Source organism: Gymnodinialimonas sp. JB5-7 (assembly GCF_055693405.1).
This window is the reverse complement of sequence record NZ_JBVFUX010000012.1, coordinates 587,071-605,893: the sequence shown is the minus strand read 5'-3', so window position 1 is coordinate 605,893 and position 18,823 is coordinate 587,071. Positions and strand designations below refer to the sequence as shown.

Sequence of the window (18,823 nt, the reverse complement as noted above, 5' to 3'; positions counted from 1 at the left end):
GAAAAGGCGCAGCGCGCGTTAACCTTAATCGGGGTTAAAGGGTCGCGATGGTGGCGCGCAGAGTGGCAATGCCATCGCCCTTTTCCGAGCTGGTCAGGATCATCTCGGGGAAGGCGGCGGGGTGTTTGGCAAGCGCCTCTCGCGTGCGTTTCAGCGAGGTCTCACGGTCTTTGCCTTTTATCTTGTCTGCCTTGGTCAGCACGGCCTGAAAAGGGACGGCGGCGACGTCGAGGAGCGTCATGATCTCATCATCGACGGGCTTTGCGCCGTGGCGCGCGTCGATCAGGACAAATGCCCGGCGCAGCGTGGCGCGGCCCTGGAGGTAGGCCTTGAGGAGCGCCTGCCACTGCGTGACGACAGGTAGGGGGCCTCGGCATAGCCGTAGCCGGGCAGGTCCACGAGGTAATGGCTGTCGGTGAGCGTGAAGTAGTTGATTTCCTGCGTGCGGCCGGGTGTGTTTGAGGCGCGGGCGAGGCCTTTGCGGTTTGTGAGCGCGTTGATGAGGGTGGATTTGCCCACGTTGGAGCGACCTGCGAAGCAAACTTCGGTACGGTCGGCGGGGGGCAGGCCGTCCATCGCGACGACGCCTTTGAGGAAATCCGCGCCTGCCGCGAATAGCTTGCGGCCGCGTTCGGCCGTTGCATCGTCTGGGGCGTCGGCAAGTGGGAAGGGCAGGGTGTTCATGTGAGGCTAACCGTGTCGCCTTTGGCGATGGGGCCGCCGGTTCGAACCATGGCGTAGATGCCGAAATCCTGATGGCCCCAACCGTCGTCCAAGGCGCGCAGCGTGTTGGCGTCGCGTTTGCCGGTCTCTGGGTTCGCCTCGGTCGCCCGGCAGCGGGTGATGCGTTCCACGACTTCGAGGCGTGCGTCGCCGATGGCCAGGGTCTTGCCCACGAGGTCGAATTCCTCCCACGCGGCGAGGCCGTCGACGATGAGGTTGCCGCGGAAGCGGCGAACATCGAGCGTTTGGCCAATTTTCTGGCCGAGCGCGCGGAGGGAGGACGGGTTCAGGATTGAGATCGAGGCGAAGGGCGCATCGCTCATCCCCTCAGGCGGGGATTGGACAAGTGCTGCGGGGGCCTTGCGTTCAGCCGGGTAGATTGGCTGCAGCCAGTCGAACAGGGCAGCCTGATCCTGCGCCGGGTCAATAGCGATATCGGGCCGCTCGGGATGGGACAGATGCACAAGGCCGCCGTCCGTGCGCGCCATGACCGCCATCAGCGACGGTCCCTTTGCCCCGCGCAGGAAGTTGCGGCACGACCGCCAGCCGTCGGACGCGTCGCCGCCGTCTTCGAGAACGGCCCAAGCCCGGTCGAGCGGCAGGGGCAGGCCCTCGGACAGCGCGACCTGATCCAGCAGCTCCGTGCCAATCCCTTTGATCGGGTAGCGCCAGATCTGGTCGAGCGTCCAGGTCATGCCCCGTCTTTCGGCTTTTTCGCGAAGCTTCTGCGGATATTGCCAAAGACGTCGGGTTTGTACCCCTGGCTGCGCATGATCAGATATTGTTGGCTGAACGTCAGCGTGTTGTTCGCGATCCAATAAACCAGGAGGCCCGATGCGAAGCTGCCGAGCATGAACATGAAGACCCATGGCAGCCATGCGAAGATCATCGCCTGTGTCGGATCCGTCGGCGCCGGGTTCAGCTTTTGCTGGAGCCACATGGTGATGCCAAGGAGGATCGGAAGGATGCCGATGAAGATCAGCGCCATGATGCTTTCTGGCTCAGGTGCCGCATTTGGCAGAAGGCCGAACAAGTTGATGATCGAAGAGCTGTCGGGTGCGCTGAGGTCGTTGAGCCAGCCGAAGAACGGCGCGTGGCGCAGTTCCAGCGTGACGAAGATCACCTTGTAGAGCGAGAAGAAGATGGGGATCTGCAACAGGATCGGCAGACAGCCACCCGCCGGGTTCACCTTGTTCTTGCGGTAAAGCTCCATCATACCCTTCTGAAGCTTCTCACGGTCGTCACCGGCGCTTTCCTTGAGCTTCTCCATCTCGGGCTGAAGCTCTTTCATCTTCGCCATCGACACGTAGGAGCGGTAGGCGAGTGGGAAGAGGATGGCCTTGATGATGAAGGTCAGGGCAATGATTGAGATACCCATATTGCCGATCCAGCCATTCAGCCAGTGCAGCAGCCAGAAGATCGGCTTGGTCAGGAAGTAGAACCAGCCCCAGTCGATCGAGTCGATGAAGCGGGCAACCTCGGGTCGGTCGGGGTCCTGTTCGGCCCCGAAGAGCGAGGCGATCATGCCCGGCTCCGCATTTTCATAGTCGCGGATGACCTCAGCCTCTTTTGCGCCTGCGAAGAGCTGAGTGGTCACTTCTGCGGTCTCACCTGGCGCGATGGCCATGAACGGGAGGCGCGCTTCGGTCTGGTAGATGTCTGCGGAGGGGACGTATTTGATGACGGTTGTGAACGGCTGACCATCTTCGGGGATCAGCGTCGTCATCCAGTACTTGTCTGTGAATCCGATCCAGCCATTGGCTTCGACATCGACAAGCTCTGCCGGGGCACCTTCGCGGTCAATCACATCGAGGTCGGGCAGATCATCGTAGCTGATTTCGTCCAGCGTGCCGTCGACTTTGCGCACGACGCCTTCGTGCAGGATGAAGAAATTCTGCAAGTCCGAGGGCAGGCCATGGCGCGCCACGATGCCGTAGGGTGCCAGAGCGACCTCAACCTCGGTCGTGTTTTCGACCGACTGGGTGACCTGGAACATGTAGTTTTCGTCGATTTCGATAGTGCGACGGAAGACCAAACCGCTGCCATTGTCCCAGCTGAGCGTTACGGGGCTGTCGGGGGTGAGCGTTTCACCGCTTTCAAGCTCCCAAGGCGTATTTGAGGTGGGCACATCATCGTAGGTCATGCCCGAGGAGGGGCGCCAGCCGTAGAGTGCGTAGTAAGGATCGTCGCTGCCAACTGGGGCAAGGAGGCGGACGATTTCGTCGCCGTCGACTTCGGTAAAGTAGTTGCGCAGCGAAAGATCATCGATCCGACCGCCGAGCAAAGAGATCGAGCCTTCGACGGATGGGGTCTCAATCGGGATCCGGGCGGCTTCGGCAAGCGCCACTTCGACCGGCGTGCCTTCATCGCCTGCGGCGACCGTTGTGCCCGCGTCTTCTACGGGTGGGGTGAGCGCGATGCCTGTTTCACCGGTGACGGGATCGACGCCGGTTTCTGCCGCGGGTGGCAGGGCATTGGGGTCTTCCACCGGCTCTGGTGGCGGGAACAGGAGAAACCAAACAAGAATGACGACAAAGCTGAGCCCTGTGGCAAGGATCAGGTTTCTGTTCTGATCGTCCATTTCGGCGATACCTCTCCGCGCGTTTGCCCTTAGATAAAAGGCATTTGGACCAATCCAAGGGGGATTGGCCAATTCCCAGCGGTTCAACAGAAGGGGCGCGTGAAGGTCAAGGGGCGAAATCGGCGCGGGAGGTGTCGTTTCACGTTGATTGAGCGAGCATGTAATGATTGCAGTTGCGCAACGGGGATCACCCCGCGCGGCGCTGTTCCAGTGCGATGGTCCTGCCAGCTTGGCTGCGCGAAGTGAGCCAGGCATGGATCTGATCCGGTTTCATCGGGCGTGCAATGCCGAAGCCCTGAAGATGATGGCACCCAATCTGCGCCAAAAAGTCAACCTCGTGCGAGGTCTCGACGCCGGTGGCGACTGTCTGAATCTCCATCGCGTCGGCCAGGGACACGATCGCGCGCAACATGCGATCTTTGTCCGGGTCTGCCTCACTTCCAACCACCAAGGAACGGTCGATCTTGACGCGATCAACGGAGAATCTTTGCAGCGCGGCCAAGGGGATCGCCCCGGTTCCTACTGCTTCGAGGTCAAGCGTATGTCCGTTTTCTTTCAGGGCGATCAGGTTCGCCACAACCGCGTCACTCGGTTCTTGAGCGGCTATGTCAGGCGAAATCTCGAGGGCCAGTCTGTCTGCATTCAAACCATAGCGTTCAAGTTCGAATGCGAAACTGTCGGGAAGGTCCGGATCCTGAAGTTCGTCGCTGGAGACATTGATCGAGATAGTGGGCACATGGGCCTGGGCAGCATCAAGTTCGGCCAGCACTTTCAGCGCGCGATGCGTCAAGGTTTGGCCAAGTAATCGCATATGCCCGGCGGATCGCAGCGCAGGCATGATCTCAGCCGGTCCTAGCAAACCATGTTGCGGATGCTGCCAACGTGCCAGAGTTTCAACCCCTGTTACAGCACCGGTTTGTGCGCAGATTTGCGGCTGGAACCACACATCAATTGCGCCGGAATGGATGGCGTCTTCAACTTCACCGGCAAGGTCAGATTCCGCCGCCTTGGCGCGGCCCATTCCGTTGGCATAGGCGAGGATACTGCCAGGGCCGTGCAGCTTGGCCGCTGAAAGGGCGGCTTCGGCGGCTTTGAATGTCGCGGTGGCGACATCGTTTGCGCGGCGGCGCAAAGATGCATGTCCGATAGTGACCGTTAAGCGAACTGTTGCGCCGTGAAGTGGCAATGGATCTTTGGCGACATCTGACAGCCGTGCCGCGATTGTATCGCGAATGCCGAGCCGCGCGGCTGGCATGGCCCCCAGAACAATCCCGAAGCGAGACTCCCCAACTGACAAAGCACATCGTCTGCCCGAAGTGCCGCCCTAAGACGATCCTCAAGGCGTTGGGCGACGAATTGCGAGGAATCATGCCCCCAAGTGTCAACAAGATTGGACCAATCATCGATTTGCAAAATCAAGCAGACGGTATCGCGGCTTTCGTTTTGTGCGATCTGCGATAGGGCATCCATCATTGAAGCTTTGCCAAGTTGCGGCCCGGACGTGACCACGCCAGGCCTTGCACGCTGCGGCAGCAAAACGGACACCGCCAGCAAACCCGACAAGCCGAGTGCAGTGACCAATGCGACATTCTGAAACCCAAGGAATTCCGCCGCCAGAACCAATATCGGGAAGAGCGCCAATACTTCGAGCCGGCCCAACGCCGAGTTTGCCAAAAGGCTGATGTGTTGCCTTGTGCCCGGTCTTGTATCGCTCATAAATAACGCCCGCTGAAGTTGGTGGCCTTCGGGTTAGCGCATACAGGGTTTACAGCACGTTAATCGCCTTCGGCGGAGCCTGTGTCAGCGGCGGTATTTCTTGGAAAAAGTGTCGAAAAATCGAACAATTCCGGGTCCAGAAGATGTGAGGGCCGGGCGCTCATGAGGGCAGAGAACATCTTGCCGCGACGCCCGGGGCTGCGTGCCTCCCATTCATCAAGCATGCCTTTGATTTGTTGCCTCTGAAGGCCGTCTTGCGACCCGCAGAGATCGCAGGGAATGATTGGGTAGTTCATGGCGCGCGCGAACGTCTCACAATCGGCTTCGGCCACATGGGCGAGTGGGCGCAGCACCATCAGATCGCCCTCATCGTTGACCAGCTTGGGCGGCATGGTCGCCAGCTTTCCGCCGTGAAAGAGATTCAGGAAAAACGTCTCCAGAATATCGTCGCGGTGATGGCCGAGGACGACGGCGGAGCATCCCTCCTCCCGCGCAATGCGATAGAGGTTGCCGCGCCGGAGCCGCGAGCACAGCGCGCAGTAGGTGCGGCCTGCAGGCACTTTGTCGACGACGATGGAATAGGTGTCTTGGTATTCGATGCGGTGGGGCACGCCCATCCGTTCCAGAAATTCAGGTAGGACAGTCGCGGGGAAGCCGGGCTGACCCTGATCAAGATTGCAGGCAAGGATGTCCACCGGCAGAAGGCCACGCCATTGAAGCTCGGTCAGGGTCGCGAGAAGGGTGTAGCTATCCTTGCCGCCGGACAGGCAGACAAGCCAGCGGTCGCCTTTGCGCGCCATACCATAACGATCAATCGCGTCGCGGGTGTCGCGGATCAGACGCTTTCGCAGCTTCTTGAATTCCGTCGTGGAGGGCGCGCCATTGAACAGCGGATGGATATCGTCGTGATCTGAATCGAGCATGGGCGCAGCTATGCGGCGCCGGGGCCGTGCGTCAAGATGGCTTGCCGGGGCGGCTTGGCGGTTTAGATGCACGATCATGATGAAACGTATTCTGATCATTCTGGCCCTAGTCGGCCTTTCAGCCTGCGGGCGACCCTCCCTTACGGATCAGCCGTTGAGCGACCGTCAATTGAACCTTGAGGAGTTCTTTGATGGGCGTTTGACGGCCTATGGCCAGTTCCAGGATGTCTTTGGCGAAGTGCGCCGCCGTTTCACGGTGGACATTCACGGCACATGGGACGGCCAAAACCTGCGTCTGGTGGAGGATTTCGTCTACGAGGACGGCTCGACCGAGCAGCGCATCTGGACCCTGACACAGACGAGCCCGGACACTTGGGTGGGGTCGGCGCCCGGTGTGATCGGAACGGCGACGGGACGCGAGGTCGGGGATACGTTCAACTGGCAATACACGATTGACTTGCCGCTGCCGGATCGCGAGCCCTTGCGCGTGACCTTCGACGATTGGATGTGGCTGTTGACCGAGGATCGTCTTCTCAACCGCGCCTATATGAGACGGTTTGGCGTGCCGATTGGCGAAGTGATCATAACTTTTGAGCGACACTAATTGACGCGAGAATTTTGGGAAATTGCAGAAATAGGGTAAAAGGCTCCATTCGCATTTCGGAGCTGCATTATGAATTTCTTTTTACCCGGCGCGAATATGACGCTGCCAGTGATACCTTCACCACCAAAATCTCGTCAGATACTAATTACGTCTACTTGCCCCGCGATAACAGCAACAAGGGGCACCGCCTTTCGCAAGCGGATTGGCTAGGCAAACTCTCCAACGCCATGGTTGTGCCTGAGGTTCTGATCTTTGTGCACGGGTTCAACACGACCCAGGCGACCATGTTGACGCGCCTGCGAAAGCTGCGAAAAGGGTTGAAAGCCAATGGCTTTGAGGGGCCGGTTGTTGGCTATTCCTGGCCTAATCGCGAGCGCCTGACAGGCTACGGTGCCGACCGGCGGGACGTTCCGAAAATCGGGGCATCGCTTTTGACCCACGGCATTCAGCCTATTCAATCCATGGCCAAAAAACCCAAGGTCCATGTGCTGTGCCATTCCATGGGCTCGTATGTATTCCTGAATTCATTGTCGAACCTGACCACTGCGCAGAAAATTGGGCAGTTGGCGTTTGTCGCAGCGGATATTGACGCAAGCTGGATGCGACCGGGCGAGGATGCAGAGAAGGTGGTGCACGATCATACCGAGCGACTGACGAATTACTACAGTCCGATCGACCGTGTCCTCGATTTGTCTGCCACATGGATCCACGGAGAGCCCCGGGTCGGCGGTGTTGGTCTGTCGCGGCTGGCCAAGCCATCTCAGCAGGATGTGGCATGTTCGAACCGGTATCAGGCGCGCCCCGAGCCGCCCAAGAAGGACCGGGTGAATTCGCATACATGGTATTTTGATGATGAAGTCTGGATGAAGGATTTAGCGCAGGTGATGCTTGGCCGGTCCGCTTCGCAAATTACAACGCGTTTGCCGTCAACGCAGCCGCCAGATCAGGTGCTGAGGCCATAAAGGGGCTCTTAGTCCGGCACGTTGTCGATCCCTGAGCCGCCCCAGGGATGGCACCGCAGGATGCGGCGGGTGGCAAGCCATGTGCCTTTGAGCGCACCGTGTTTGCGAAGGGCCTCCATCGCATAGGTGGAGCAGGTTGGGTGGTATCGGCAATTGCTGCCAAGCCACGGGCTAATGGCCGCCCGGTAGAAGCGGATGGGGAGGGATATGATGAAAGCCAGCGGGCTCATTTATGGACCTTCTGCAAGGCCCGGACGAGGTCGGCCTGCAATTCGGTGAAGGGTCGGTTGGCTGTGGCGTCCTTGCGGCCGATCAGGACGTAATCCCAGCCATCACGCCCCTCGACGGGCAGGACCGCGCGCGCAATTTCGCGCAGGCGGCGCTTGGCGCGGTTGCGGGCGACGGCGTTGCCGACCTTCTTGGAGCATGTGTAGCCGATGCGAATGCCCTCGGCTTCACCCGGTTTGCGTTCGCGGGCCTGAAGCAAAAAGGCAGGGCACGGCATTCGGCGGGCAGAGGCTGCACGCAAGAAATCAGGCCGATTGCGCAAGGTATGAACAGACAAAGCCCCCGGCGAGGCGACGCTCGGCGGAGGCTTCAAATCCGACATGAAGTGCCGATCAGGCGCTGAGCGACTTCCGACCGCGGGCGCGGCGGGCGTTCAGGATCTTGCGGCCGGCTTTGCTGGCCATGCGTGCACGGAACCCGTGGCGACGCTTGCGCACGAGGTTGGACGGCTGGAACGTGCGTTTGGACATGTGTCTCGCTCCGAATTACTGGTTGGCCGGAGGGCGCCGGATGCGACCCTCGAACGGCAGGTATAACATTGAAGCCCGGCCAATAGGCAAAGGCCGGGGCGGAGTCAACAAACCAGATCGCCTATTGCCCGGAATTTTCCGCTTCTTCCAGCGCACGGGCGAGATCGTTCAATTGATGTTGAGCAAAAACCCGCACCCCGGCGGCCCGCAGCCTTGCCGCAACAACACCTTCGCCCTGATGTGTCTGGCCGTTGAAATCACCGGAATAGACGCGAGAGGAGCCGCAGGACGGACTGCCATCGGTCAACAGAGCAAAGCGGCAGCCGTTTTCTTTAGCGACCTCCAGCGCGAGATTTGCGCCGTTTACGAAGTCAGCGGTCATATCGAGGCCGTCCTTGTCATAGACGGCGCCACGCCCCCGCAGAACAGCTTGGGCCGTGGTGCCTGGCGCAATCTCCGCCGGGGCGCGGGGTGTAGGAAGGCCAGCGGCCATTTCAGGACACAGGCTGATCAGGCGGCCTTCGGCGCGCCAGGTGGCCAAGAGCTGGTTTTCCAACGTCTTGGATTTGCCGTCGTAGCGGACCCGAGCGCCCATCAGGCAGGAGCTGATCAGTACCTTTTCCACGTATCCCCCAGGGAACTGAAACATCACTTTGCCCGTTTGTTACGAGTTTTCGCGGGCAAGGTCACGAAATCCTGCATTCGCGTCACGTCGCATCACTCGCGCGTGAGGGGGGATATCGCCCTTGCGCCGGATGTCGCATCTAGGGTCCAACTCACGGGACAAGGAAATTGGGAAATGTCGGACAGCGTGTCAGACCCGCAGAACTCAGGACTAGGGCGTTACTCTCCGCTGATCGCTGTCGTGATCGGTGCGGGCATCGGCTACTATTTCTTCCGGGACTATCTCAGTTTTCAGGCCCTGGCCGATAACCGCGAGGCGCTGCTGGCCTTTCGGGACGCCAATTATGTGCTGACTGCGGCCCTGTTCATCTTGGCTTATGCGTTGATCGTGGCGTTCTCGCTGCCCGGCGCTACGATCGCCACCCTGACGGGTGGGTTCTTGTTTGCGACCTTTCCGGGCGCCTTGTTCAATATCACCGGCGCGACCGTTGGGGCGACTGCCATTTTCCTGGCCGCGCAGACCAGCTTTGGCGCGCGGATCGGGGCGCGGTTGGAGGGCTCGGAAGGCTTCGCAAAGCGCTTCAAGGACGCCATTGATGAGAACCAGTGGTCGGCGCTGTTCTTGCTGCGGCTGGTTCCGGCCGTTCCGTTTTTCGTCGCAAACGTCCTGCCGGCCTTGTTTGAGGTCCCGGTGCGTCGCTACGTGATCACCACGTTCTTCGGGATCATGCCTGGTGCGATTGTGTATACCTCTGTCGGGGCCGGTCTTGGAGACGTCTTCGCGCGGGGCGAGACCCCGAACCTTGGCATTATCTTCGAGCCGCAGGTCTTGCTTCCAATCCTTGGCCTGTGTGCACTTGCGGCACTTCCAGTTGCGCTCAAAGCTCTGCGCGGCGAAAAAGGGATTTGATCCATGGCCACGATTGAGACGGACATCTGCGTCATCGGCGCAGGCTCTGGCGGCTTGTCTGTGGCGGCTGGTGCCGTGCAGATGGGCGCGAAAGTGGTCTTGCTGGAAGGCCACAAGATGGGCGGGGATTGCCTGAATTACGGCTGCGTTCCATCGAAGGCCCTGCTGGCTGCCGGGCACAAGGCCCATGAAACGTCAGAAGGCGCGTTTGGCGTGGCGGGCCATGACCCTGCGCCGGATTACGCCGCTGCAAAAGACCACGTCCATGCCGTGATTGCCGAGATTGAGCCGGTGGACAGCCAGGACCGGTTCGAGGGCCTTGGTGTCCATGTCATCCGTGAATTCGGACGTTTCATAAGTGAGACCGAAGTTCAGGCGGGCGATGACACGATCAAGGCGCGGCGCTTTGTGATTGCTACGGGCTCACGCCCCTTCGTGCCGCCGATCCCGGGGCTGGCGGATGTACCACACCACACGAACGAGACGATCTTCGATCTGCGTGAGCGGCCCGAGCATCTGATTATCATTGGCGGTGGCCCCATCGGGCTTGAAATGGCGCAAGCCCATCGCCGCCTTGGCAGCGCCGTCACCGTTCTTGAAGGTGACAAGGCCATGGCCAAGGATGACCCTGAGGCCGCCGCCATCGTGCTGGAAAACCTGCGCGCGGAGGGCATCGAGATTTTCGAGGGTGCCTTGGCCAGCCAGATCAACGGATCCGAAGGCGCCATCACCGTCGAGACCAAGGATGGCGCGCGCTTTGAGGGCACGCATCTTCTGGTGGCGGTCGGTCGGCAGGTGAATGTCGACAAGCTCGATCTGGAAAAGGCCGGAGTGGATTATGACCGTCGCGGGGTGACGGTTGATGCGGGCCTGCGGTCCACCAACAAGCGGGTCTATGCCGTTGGCGATGTGGCCGGTGGCTACCAGTTTACCCATGTCGCGGGATATCATGCCGGTGTCATCATTCGCCCTATGTTGTTTGGCCTGCCTGCCAAAGCACGCACCGATCACATTCCCTGGGCGACCTACACGTCGCCGGAATTGGCGCAGGTTGGCTTGACCGAAGAACAGGCTAAAGCCCAACACGGTGACAAGGTTTTCGTGGCAAAAGCGGAATTTCACCACAACGATCGCGGCATCGCGACCGGTCAGACGAAGGGCTTTGCCAAGGTCATGGTTGTGAAAGGCAGGCCAGTGGGTGCTACAATCGTTGGGCCACAGGCGGGTGATCTGATTCAGATCTGGTCTATGGCCATCGCAAACAAGATGAAGATGAGCGCCGTCGCCGGCATGATTGCGCCCTACCCAACGCTGGGAGAGATTAACAAACGGGCTGCAAGCGCGTATTTCTCACCAAGCTGTTCGAAAGCGACACGGTCAAGAAGGTCGTGCGGTTCGTGCAACGGTTCGGGCGTCCTTAGGCGCCCGGTCACGCAACAGGGCCTTCGGGCCCATTCGGGGGGCGGCGATTGGCCAACTCACTGTCAGGGCGATTTCTGATCCTCACCATCATCTTCGTGATGCTGGCGGAGGTCTTCATTTTCGTCCCCTCCATCGCCCGCTTCCGCGAGGATTACCTGCTGGCGCGCCTTGAACGGGCGCAAATCGCCTCGCTTGCGCTGCTGGCGACGGACGGCATGATTGACGACGATCTGGAATACGAGCTTCTGGAAAATGCCGAGGTCCTGAACGTCGTGTTGCGGCGCGATGCCGTGCGTCAGTTGATCCTTTCTACCGATGGGATGGAGCCGATTTCAGGCACGTTCGACCTGCGCGACGCACCCGCATGGGAGCTGATCCGCGACGCGACCATGCGCATACTGGAGACTGAGGACCAGAACATCCGGGTGATCGGGGAGCCCGTGCGCGAGGCGGGCCTGCTGATTGAGGTGACCATGGAAACCGCGCCGTTGCGGATGGCGATGATCGACTACGGACAACGGATCCTGGTGCTGTCTGCGGCAATTTCGATCTTTACCGCCCTGCTGTTGTTTGTGGCGGTGCGCATTCTCATGGTGAACCCAATCAAACGGGTCGTAAGCTCGATGATGAGCTATGCCGAGGCGCCGGAAGACGCCAACCGGATCATCCAGCCCCAAGGCTCCGTGAGAGAGTTGCGGAACGCCGAGGAAGCGTTGAACGGGATGCAGACGCAGTTGACCAGCCTTTTACGGCAACGCGAACGTCTGGCGCAGCTGGGGGAGGCCGTTGCCAAGATCAGCCACGACCTGCGAAACATGCTTTCGGTTGCGACACTTGTTGCCGACAGGCTTGAGACGGTCCCGGACCCGACGGTTCAACGCATTGCACCCAAGCTGATCAATTCGTTGAACCGCGCCATCAATCTGACCGAAGCAACCTTGGCCTTTGGCCGCGCGGAGGAACCGGCGCCAAAGTTGGATCGCTTGCCCCTTGAGCCGTTGGTCGATGATGTTCTGGACAATGACAACCTTGCGCAGGGCGATGGCGATGTAAGCTACACCGCCGACGTGCCGCGTGACATGCACGTTCGTGCGGATGGAGAACAACTTCATCGTGTGCTCTCAAATCTTGTCCGTAATGCGCGACAGGCCATTGCCGCCACCCATATGCCGGGTGAGGTCAAGATCTCGGCGATCGAACTGGACAATGGATGGTGCATCGAGATTTGCGACACAGGCCCCGGTCTTCCGGCGAAAGCGCGTGACAACCTGTTCAAGCCATTCTCGTCAGCACAAAAGGCAGGGGGTACGGGCCTGGGTCTTGCGATTTGCTCTGAGATCATCCGGGGTCACGGTGGCAAGCTGGACCTCAAGAAAAGTGACGAAGAGGGGACGATCTTTACGCTTTTCCTGCCGGCTGGCATGACCTCCTGATTGGCCCTTGCGCTGCACGGACACCGGGGTTAAACGACCGCATCGTGCGCTGGTAGCTCAGTTGGATAGAGTACTTGACTACGAATCAAGGGGTCGGGGGTTCGAATCCTCCCCAGCGCGCCATCACTTCTCCGTCCAGTCATGCAACCCTCGGGCGAAGCCTCGGGTTTGTACGTGGCTGTTGGGTGTCCTTGTCGAAAGATCCAGGCTCGACGAAGGTCCCTCCTTGCAGGGTCGTTGTCTTTGGTGGCGCGCACTGCCGCTATCGTATCTAATACGGGCGTGGCACTTCCACTTTCCTCCTGCGACGCTGGACAGGTTCGGTCTTCGAGATGAAAAAAGAACGCCTTCCATTTGTTATGGCAAGCGTGGATGTCGAAGCGTCACATGGGCCTAATCCGTTTGAGCAGATGATCCTTGGTTTGACCGAGGACGGATCCCATTGGGGCGTCTTCCAGATCGCCGAAATCCTAGAGGCGCATGATGCCTCTGCCACATTCTTTGTCGACGTGTATGAGGACCTGCTTTGGGGTGAGGCGCGAATGAAGAAGCTGTGCCAGGACTTGGTTGGTCGTGGGCATGATGTACAATTACACACTCATCCAGGCTGGCGCTACGATCCTCGCGACAGTCAGGAATTGAACGATTTCAAGAAATCCAGAACTCGATTTCCACCAGAGAAAGACTTCATGACGAAGTTGACCTTGGAAGAGCAAAGCGCCCTGATCAGAGAGGGGAAAGCAATGCTCGAGAACTGGATTCAAAAGCCGGTGATTGCGCACCGTTCCGGCGGATATTCTATCAACGCAGACACCGTGACGGCGCTAAAGGAAAACGGGATCTACATCGACTCAAGTATGAACCGTTCCCATTCGAACAGTCACGAGACCTGGAGTGACAATATGGGGGTGCGTCAGGGCGAATTTCTGGAATTGCCTGTTAGCTACTACAACCTTGTGGCAAGTCATTTGCTGCCATTCCTCCCTCGCAGACTGCTCAAGACGGATGTGAGACTCCACTCCTTTGTGGCTATTGAAGGACATCACGAAACGGTTTGAAACCAGAGGCTTGGGCGTTCTGCAATTGTTTATGCACTCGTTTTCCCTTCTGGACACTGCTCCGGATTTCAGCCGCATTCGCAAGCACGATGTGCGCGTTCAAAGACTGCGGGACTATTTAAATTTCCTGCGTGAAGGTGGCTGGACGGTTGGCGGCGTCGAAGCCCTAACCAAATTTGACGGATGGTACGAAATCGCGTGCGGCGGTGAAGATGAAGTGCCCCAGTACCGTGACCTCAGTTTTTTCGCGAGATTGGTGAGATTGCGTCTAAAGCGTGAGGTCAAACTGAGGCTCAAGCAGGTGTCGCGATCTAACGCGTAGTGGTTCGTCCAATTTCTTCCGGGACATCCCAAGTCGCAACTCGGAAGATGATTGTTGCTAAGAGGCCATAGGCCGCTGTTTGCAGCAGAGACAAATAGAAAAGCGTGAGTCTCAATGCCCCTACCTTCGGACGTCTGCGGCAGCAAGATCATCAATGACACGGGTGCCAACACGTAAACGACATCAAAGATCAACTTCAGATGGATTGCCGATTTCATCACGAGCACTCGGTTGAACAGGTTGACCGAAAGAGTCGCGGCGAAGAAGAGTTGATACGCGAATACCGCTTGGGTGAGAGGCTGATAGCCGCTCATCGTGTACCCAAGTCCGGCCAAGCCAGTCCGCCAGCAATACTGCGGCATTCACTAACAGCAACATGCCGACGAAGACCGATAGCATTCCGATCGCAATCGAAAGTGGGCGATGCGTCAGGGCGACGGCACGTTGGTCGCCGCGTTGGACCATCTTGTGCCAGATTTCTCCGACTGTGGTCAGCGCGAATTTCACCGGAATGCCCGCAAGACGCTGGATCGTATAAGTAATCCCCCGCTTCAACGCCAACAAGCGAGATTATTACGACCGGGGAAAGGTTTGCAGCGATTGAGGCCAGGATTGCGCTTGGCGTCGAGTCTCAGCATCATTCGGCGGTGCTTTCGCCAAAGCCAGGTCCAGGCCGTCCGTTGTCTTTTGTAGAGCCGCCGAAACACACGCAATTGGCCGCAGAGTGCCATGAACAAGGCGACAGACAGAAGCTCCCCAATCAAAACGGCTTCGGCGGTTTGGAGCGTACTGCACAGGATAATGGAAAGGCAGAAGCGCGTACTGGCATGGACCAGTCGCAATCGCACATTTGCTCGGATCGAGCCTGCGCGACAGGTGATAGGCCGTCAATAGACGATGGGTCGAGAAGCTGCCGCAAAAGGAGCTCCAAGATAGATCAACGCTGGTTCCGGTAACCCAAAGTTGAGCCAGCCCAGGCGACTGAAGCCGACCATGAGCAGAAGCGCGACAGGCATCATCAATAGTGACGTGAACAAACCTGCCTGAGCCGTAAGGCGGGACGCACTTGGACTTCGCGTGTTGAAGATGATCCACTCAAGTCGCAGCGTGCCAAGAAGCCCTAGAGGGCCGGCGACCAGCATGATGATCGCCAACATAGCCAGTTCATCGAATGCCAAGAAGATGATGACAATCAGACTTGTCGCAATGTTGAGCAACTGAATGACAGCGTTGCTGCCAACATGTCTCAAGATGCGACTGGCTTTCATGGTGCGACGATCCGGAGGGGCTTTGCGCGCGCGAGTGCCCGCTTAGTGCGTTCCATCAATTAACCCATCTACGATCTGGAAAAGATCCTTTGCCTCTGCCTCCCAATTGAACTCAGTACGGATGATTTCCCTGGCGCTACGCCCCATCTCGTTCAATTTGGGATGGTCCACCAATTCAGCCATGCCGCGCGCGACGTCGCTCGCCTGTTCTGGGTTAACGGCTATACCACGTTTGGGTGCTTCAGAAATCGTGTGCCACAAGGAAAGTCCGAATGCAGGACTGCCAGGCCCGCGGACATATATTCAAATAATTTGTTCGGCTTTGCGTGAATGTGGTTGGGCAAGGGGTGGAACGTGACTATTCCGAAGCGTGCCTGCTCCATCAGCCGGGCTACTTCACTTCGGTCACACTGGCCGTGGAAAGTAACTTTCCGCCATCCGGGCAGAGCCTCCAATTCAGCTTGAAAAGCGTCGCTGCCAAAGCCACCCAACAGATCCAGACCGTCCACTGCGTTACACAGATCAAGTGCCTCGATGACCTCTCTCAGACCACGGATCTGGTTCATTCCGCCGACATAGATTGCGCGTGCGGGACGGTCCGAAAGGGGTGTTTGTGGCCCGTTCGATTCTTTGGAAGACGGGCCGAGTTCACCTTCAATCGGGTAGTTGTTTACAACGAAAGTGCGGCCCTCAGGATGGCTTTCTGCAATGGTCTCTGTGGCGGTAAGAATTCGGTTGGCGGATGCATTCACGATCAATCGCAAGACTGCCGCGATACCCAAAACCGGCAGGCGCTTCCACCCTTTTGCCCAATCCCGAGAGGCGTTCTGGGCTACGAAATCTTCATGGGAGTCGAATACCACCTTGATGCCATGCATGCGAAGATAAGGAATCCAAGGGATCAACTCTGGATCATGCAAAAACGCGATGTCGGGGTTTTCGCGCACTGCTTTCCGGATGACGCGTGCCGCCCCTTTTGTGGCGCGGCCGATGCGCCCCTGATCCTTTCGCGGCCAACTCCAATGACCCGGACGCCTTCATACTCGCCGGATGGTACAGGTTCGGCTCGGTCAAGTGCGACTAAAATCACTTCATGTGACTGCGCACTTAACGAGCGACACTGTTTGAGAAATATCCGTGTGTCCCGCCAGGGATGCACGCAAGTTATGTGGCAGATACGGGCCATAGCCTAATCTGCCGCTGCCGCAAGCGATCTGAACGGCGTGCTCTGCGGATCCGCAGGTATGGGTTTGTCGGCAGTGCTGGAGCTTGTGATTTCAATATTTCCCCATAGACCCCATGCGATAACAAACATTGCCACACCGTTCGAGAGTAGCGCCGACACCAGGTCATTGTTTTGCATGAATGATGAATAAACCACGACGCCAGCGATCAGGAACATTTGACGGTTGAGCTTATGGGTCAGCATGCCGGGCAGCGCGAAAAGAAGTGCTACAAATGGAGCATATATAAAAATGCCAACCGTGCCCATGTTCATAAAGCTGCTGCCAATCCAGTTCGCATTTGCGTTTGCACCTTGGCTGAAGAATGCTGTTCCCACCATCTGAGCAGGCGGTGGGAGTGTGGGGTCATAGCTGCCAAGTAATTGACCGACCTTGGAGTGGGCAAACCACAGTGCTCCGTAGTCGGAAAAGTATTGAACATAGAATTCGGTAAGAAGGCTGGGAATCAAGATTGATCTGCGTGCCACAAAATTTAGCAATTGTGAGGAATCAAACGCCAGATAGAGCGCTGTCGCCACGAGAGATCGGGGCAAGATAGATGGCGATCAAATAGTGCGGACGCCCATGGGAAACGACCCAATACACCATGTAGATGAAAGGAATCAGAAATATGAATCGCTTATGCCCCGAATAGATGAAGAACAAGATGTAGGCGCCAATGCAGAAAAGCGCCAAAAAGTGACGTTTCGTAAGGAGTGCATAGGAAAATAGAAGCGCCACAAAGGTCAGAGCCACACTGCGCAGCAGCGACACGGCATATGAGCCTGACGCAACGGCACGATATTCGTAAACTTCGCTGAAAGATAAAACGATGTTTCCGACACCTCTTTGCTGGATCAGCAAAGCAAGGTAAACCAAAATCGCAGATACTCCGACCAAAACCAAAGATGTTTCACTTTTGACCAAGCGGATGGAGTACTGGATTCTCTGAAGTGGCAATGCAAACAAGCATACAAGTGTAATTGCGCCAATAACCATCAGAAAGGTTCTCGTTGAAGCAACGCCATTCGCATGTAGTAAGAATACACCCAAAGCAGGAACGATTATCTGGATTGTCAAAAGAAGTCTAATACTTTCAGACCGTAACTGATTTATGCCTAAAATCAGAGCCATAAAAACCGGAATATGAAACAGATATGAAATTGCTTGGCTTGTTGGGCGAAAGCCAAGGTAAGCGTACGTTGTTGATACAAAAACCTGAAAAGAGACTACGACAGCGCCAAAAAGAAGTGCGGCGCCCAGTACGGAAAGCAGGGTTGATACCCGAAGTCGCATCTCAACCGTCACACATGTCGGTTGCGGCTTCTACTAACATCTCAGCAGTAGGGTAATACAGTCTTTCAAGTGCACGGCTGGACGGCGCCGGTGCGTCTGGCAAACAAATTCGTCGCGGGGTGACCAGGAAATCGCCGGGATCGCACCCTTCAGCTGCGCGCGCGAGTATTTCGGACGAAAGGCCGCAAGTCGCCCATGATCCATCTATTGCCAAGAGCCGGCCGGTTTTTTTCGTACTTTGCACAAGCGCCGTAGGATCGAATGGATTGAGTATGCGATGATCGACGACTTCTGCGGAAACGCCGCGCTTTTCGAGGAGGTCTGCAGCCTCCAAAGCCAAAGCTGTCGTCCAGGACGCGCCGGCCAAAGTAATGTCGGAGCCCACTCTTAGAACCTGATTGCCGATATCTCTAAGTTCTACGTCCGCCGGTTCTGGCACCTCATCCGAAAGATCGTAGAGCCAGCGGTCGTCAATGTAGAGGACAGGGTCCGGAGATAGGGTGGCCGCAATCAACAGATCGCGGGCATCTCGAACGGTGGCGGGCATCACAACCCGTAAGCCGGGGATATGTGCATACCAGGAATGGAGCGCTTGCGAATGTTGGGCGTCCTGCTCGCCACCGCGATTGACGATTCCACGAACGGTAACGCCGGGGCCGTTTTTGCCCCCCAGCATATGACGCCATTTTGCAGCCTGGTTCACCAGGCTGTCGGAGGCGAGGATCATGAAATCTACACGCGGGTGGATGACGATGGGCTTCAACCCATTGAGGCTTGCTCCGACAGCGGCTGAGGTTGTTGCCCATTCCGAAACCGGCGTGTCGATGATGCGATCCCGGCCGAACTTCTTGTCCAGGTCTGTCATTGACGAGCCGACATACCATGGGCTCCAGACACCCTGACCGATTGCTACGACATCGTCATGGTTGGAAAGAAGATATTCGAACCCTAGCCGGATCGCTTCGCCGTAGGTGGTTTTTGCCAATGCTTTGCCTCCCAC

At 57.8% G+C, this 18,823-nt stretch carries 20 protein-coding genes, 1 tRNA gene and 3 pseudogenes; 8 read left to right on the top strand and 16 right to left on the bottom strand.

Features of this window, described 5'->3' with window-relative positions; all coding sequences use genetic code 11:
• Positions 1-34: 34 nt before the first annotated feature.
• From yihA to ttcA, 6 genes and pseudogenes are all read right to left on the bottom strand, one after another.
• Positions 35-684: pseudogene (gene yihA / locus ACZ1HK_RS11005) on the bottom strand (ribosome biogenesis GTP-binding protein YihA/YsxC).
• Positions 681-1,418, bottom strand: a complete 738-nt coding sequence (locus ACZ1HK_RS11000; RefSeq protein ID WP_472628753.1) for an MOSC domain-containing protein — start codon at positions 1,416-1,418, stop codon at positions 681-683. Before ACZ1HK_RS11000 ends, yihA begins: the two are co-directional and overlap by 4 nt.
• On the bottom strand, positions 1,415-3,304 hold the full coding sequence (gene yidC / locus ACZ1HK_RS10995; RefSeq protein ID WP_472628752.1) for a membrane protein insertase YidC: 1,890 nt from the start codon (positions 3,302-3,304) through the stop codon (positions 1,415-1,417). The genes ACZ1HK_RS11000 and yidC overlap by 4 nt, the downstream gene beginning before the upstream one ends.
• Positions 3,305-3,491: 187 nt before the next feature.
• Positions 3,492-4,601, bottom strand: a complete 1,110-nt coding sequence (locus tag ACZ1HK_RS10990; RefSeq protein ID WP_472628751.1) for an EAL domain-containing protein — start codon at positions 4,599-4,601, stop codon at positions 3,492-3,494.
• A gap of 47 nt (positions 4,602-4,648) precedes the next feature.
• Positions 4,649-4,774: pseudogene (locus tag ACZ1HK_RS10985) on the bottom strand (hypothetical protein); the annotation flags it as partial.
• A gap of 305 nt (positions 4,775-5,079) precedes the next feature.
• Positions 5,080-5,943, bottom strand: a complete 864-nt coding sequence (gene ttcA, locus ACZ1HK_RS10980; protein ID WP_472628750.1) for a tRNA 2-thiocytidine(32) synthetase TtcA — start codon at positions 5,941-5,943, stop codon at positions 5,080-5,082.
• Positions 5,944-6,019: 76 nt separating this feature from the next.
• On the opposite strand from ttcA, the gene ACZ1HK_RS10975 reads away from it, so the two are divergent.
• Entirely contained in the window at positions 6,020-6,547 is a 528-nt protein-coding gene (locus ACZ1HK_RS10975; RefSeq protein ID WP_472628749.1) for a DUF3833 domain-containing protein, read from the top strand.
• A gap of 155 nt (positions 6,548-6,702) precedes the next feature.
• Positions 6,703-7,509 (top strand): alpha/beta fold hydrolase, encoded by an 807-nt coding sequence (locus tag ACZ1HK_RS10970; protein WP_472628748.1) that lies wholly within the window; start codon positions 6,703-6,705, stop codon positions 7,507-7,509.
• Between the two features lie 8 nt (positions 7,510-7,517).
• Here the strand turns inward: ACZ1HK_RS10970 and yidD are convergent, their stop codons facing one another.
• The 4 genes from yidD to ACZ1HK_RS10950 form a co-directional block, all read right to left on the bottom strand.
• Positions 7,518-7,739, bottom strand: a complete 222-nt coding sequence (gene yidD / locus ACZ1HK_RS10965) for a membrane protein insertion efficiency factor YidD (protein WP_472628747.1) — start codon at positions 7,737-7,739, stop codon at positions 7,518-7,520.
• Complete coding sequence (gene rnpA / locus ACZ1HK_RS10960) at positions 7,736-8,119, bottom strand: ribonuclease P protein component (RefSeq protein WP_472628746.1); 384 nt, start codon at positions 8,117-8,119, stop codon at positions 7,736-7,738. The genes yidD and rnpA overlap by 4 nt, the downstream gene beginning before the upstream one ends.
• Before the next feature lie 10 nt (positions 8,120-8,129).
• Positions 8,130-8,267 (bottom strand): 50S ribosomal protein L34, encoded by a 138-nt coding sequence (gene rpmH / locus ACZ1HK_RS10955; RefSeq protein WP_152448371.1) that lies wholly within the window; start codon positions 8,265-8,267, stop codon positions 8,130-8,132.
• A 121-nt stretch (positions 8,268-8,388) separates the two neighbouring features.
• A complete protein-coding gene (locus tag ACZ1HK_RS10950) occupies positions 8,389-8,916 on the bottom strand; it encodes a 2-thiouracil desulfurase family protein (RefSeq protein ID WP_472628745.1) in 528 nt (175 codons plus the stop codon).
• 150 nt (positions 8,917-9,066) lie between these two features.
• Here ACZ1HK_RS10950 and ACZ1HK_RS10945 point away from each other — a divergent pair, with 150 nt between their 5' ends.
• The 6 genes and pseudogenes from ACZ1HK_RS10945 (at position 9,067) to ACZ1HK_RS10920 (ending at position 14,036) form a co-directional block, all read left to right on the top strand.
• A complete protein-coding gene (locus ACZ1HK_RS10945; protein ID WP_472628744.1) occupies positions 9,067-9,801 on the top strand; it encodes a TVP38/TMEM64 family protein in 735 nt (244 codons plus the stop codon).
• 3 nt (positions 9,802-9,804) lie between these two features.
• Positions 9,805-11,222 (top strand): annotated as a pseudogene (locus tag ACZ1HK_RS10940) (dihydrolipoyl dehydrogenase family protein).
• 48 nt (positions 11,223-11,270) lie between these two features.
• Positions 11,271-12,656 (top strand): sensor histidine kinase, encoded by a 1,386-nt coding sequence (locus ACZ1HK_RS10935; RefSeq protein WP_472628743.1) that lies wholly within the window; start codon positions 11,271-11,273, stop codon positions 12,654-12,656.
• A gap of 46 nt (positions 12,657-12,702) precedes the next feature.
• Positions 12,703-12,779 (top strand) — tRNA-Arg (locus ACZ1HK_RS10930).
• Positions 12,780-12,988: 209 nt separating this feature from the next.
• Positions 12,989-13,714, top strand: a complete 726-nt coding sequence (locus ACZ1HK_RS10925) for a polysaccharide deacetylase family protein (protein ID WP_472628742.1) — start codon at positions 12,989-12,991, stop codon at positions 13,712-13,714.
• Entirely contained in the window at positions 13,689-14,036 is a 348-nt protein-coding gene (locus ACZ1HK_RS10920; RefSeq protein WP_472630925.1) for a hypothetical protein, read from the top strand. Before ACZ1HK_RS10925 ends, ACZ1HK_RS10920 begins: the two co-directional genes overlap by 26 nt.
• A 183-nt stretch (positions 14,037-14,219) precedes the next feature.
• Here ACZ1HK_RS10920 and ACZ1HK_RS10915 read toward each other — a convergent pair whose 3' ends face one another.
• From ACZ1HK_RS10915 to ACZ1HK_RS10890, 6 genes are all read right to left on the bottom strand, one after another.
• Positions 14,220-14,600, bottom strand: coding sequence for a hypothetical protein (locus ACZ1HK_RS10915; protein ID WP_472628741.1), 381 nt, complete (start codon positions 14,598-14,600; stop codon positions 14,220-14,222).
• 323 nt (positions 14,601-14,923) lie between these two features.
• The gene (locus tag ACZ1HK_RS10910; RefSeq protein WP_472628740.1) at positions 14,924-15,304 is read right to left on the bottom strand and encodes a hypothetical protein; all 381 of its coding nucleotides are present in this window, start codon (positions 15,302-15,304) and stop codon (positions 14,924-14,926) included.
• 221 nt (positions 15,305-15,525) lie between these two features.
• Positions 15,526-16,251, bottom strand: coding sequence for a glycosyltransferase (locus ACZ1HK_RS10905; protein ID WP_472628739.1), 726 nt, complete (start codon positions 16,249-16,251; stop codon positions 15,526-15,528).
• A gap of 242 nt (positions 16,252-16,493) precedes the next feature.
• Positions 16,494-17,066 carry a hypothetical protein gene (locus ACZ1HK_RS10900; RefSeq protein ID WP_472628738.1) on the bottom strand — a complete coding sequence of 191 codons (573 nt, stop codon included), beginning with the start codon at positions 17,064-17,066 and terminating at the stop codon, positions 16,494-16,496.
• Positions 17,038-17,835 carry a hypothetical protein gene (locus ACZ1HK_RS10895; protein WP_472628737.1) on the bottom strand — a complete coding sequence of 266 codons (798 nt, stop codon included), beginning with the start codon at positions 17,833-17,835 and terminating at the stop codon, positions 17,038-17,040. The genes ACZ1HK_RS10900 and ACZ1HK_RS10895 overlap by 29 nt, the downstream gene beginning before the upstream one ends.
• A complete protein-coding gene (locus ACZ1HK_RS10890; protein WP_472628736.1) occupies positions 17,825-18,808 on the bottom strand; it encodes an alpha-ketoacid dehydrogenase subunit beta in 984 nt (327 codons plus the stop codon). Before ACZ1HK_RS10890 ends, ACZ1HK_RS10895 begins: the two co-directional genes overlap by 11 nt.
• Positions 18,809-18,823 lie beyond the last annotated feature (15 nt).

What these genes read in the sequence shown, in the direction of transcription:
- ACZ1HK_RS11000 (WP_472628753.1), bottom strand. Translation starts at nt 1,418, where the DNA reads ATGACCTGGACGCTCGACCAGATCTGGCGCTACCCGATCAAAGGGATT.
- yidC (WP_472628752.1), bottom strand. Translation starts at nt 3,304, where the DNA reads ATGGACGATCAGAACAGAAACCTGATCCTTGCCACAGGGCTCAGCTTT.
- ttcA (WP_472628750.1), bottom strand. Translation starts at nt 5,943, where the DNA reads ATGCTCGATTCAGATCACGACGATATCCATCCGCTGTTCAATGGCGCG.
- ACZ1HK_RS10975 (WP_472628749.1), top strand. Translation starts at nt 6,020, where the DNA reads ATGATGAAACGTATTCTGATCATTCTGGCCCTAGTCGGCCTTTCAGCC.
- yidD (WP_472628747.1), bottom strand. Translation starts at nt 7,739, where the DNA reads ATGAGCCCGCTGGCTTTCATCATATCCCTCCCCATCCGCTTCTACCGG.
- rnpA (WP_472628746.1), bottom strand. Translation starts at nt 8,119, where the DNA reads ATGTCGGATTTGAAGCCTCCGCCGAGCGTCGCCTCGCCGGGGGCTTTG.
- rpmH (WP_152448371.1), bottom strand. Translation starts at nt 8,267, where the DNA reads ATGTCCAAACGCACGTTCCAGCCGTCCAACCTCGTGCGCAAGCGTCGC.
- ACZ1HK_RS10950 (WP_472628745.1), bottom strand. Translation starts at nt 8,916, where the DNA reads ATGTTTCAGTTCCCTGGGGGATACGTGGAAAAGGTACTGATCAGCTCC.
- ACZ1HK_RS10945 (WP_472628744.1), top strand. Translation starts at nt 9,067, where the DNA reads ATGTCGGACAGCGTGTCAGACCCGCAGAACTCAGGACTAGGGCGTTAC.
- ACZ1HK_RS10925 (WP_472628742.1), top strand. Translation starts at nt 12,989, where the DNA reads ATGAAAAAAGAACGCCTTCCATTTGTTATGGCAAGCGTGGATGTCGAA.
- ACZ1HK_RS10910 (WP_472628740.1), bottom strand. Translation starts at nt 15,304, where the DNA reads ATGAAAGCCAGTCGCATCTTGAGACATGTTGGCAGCAACGCTGTCATT.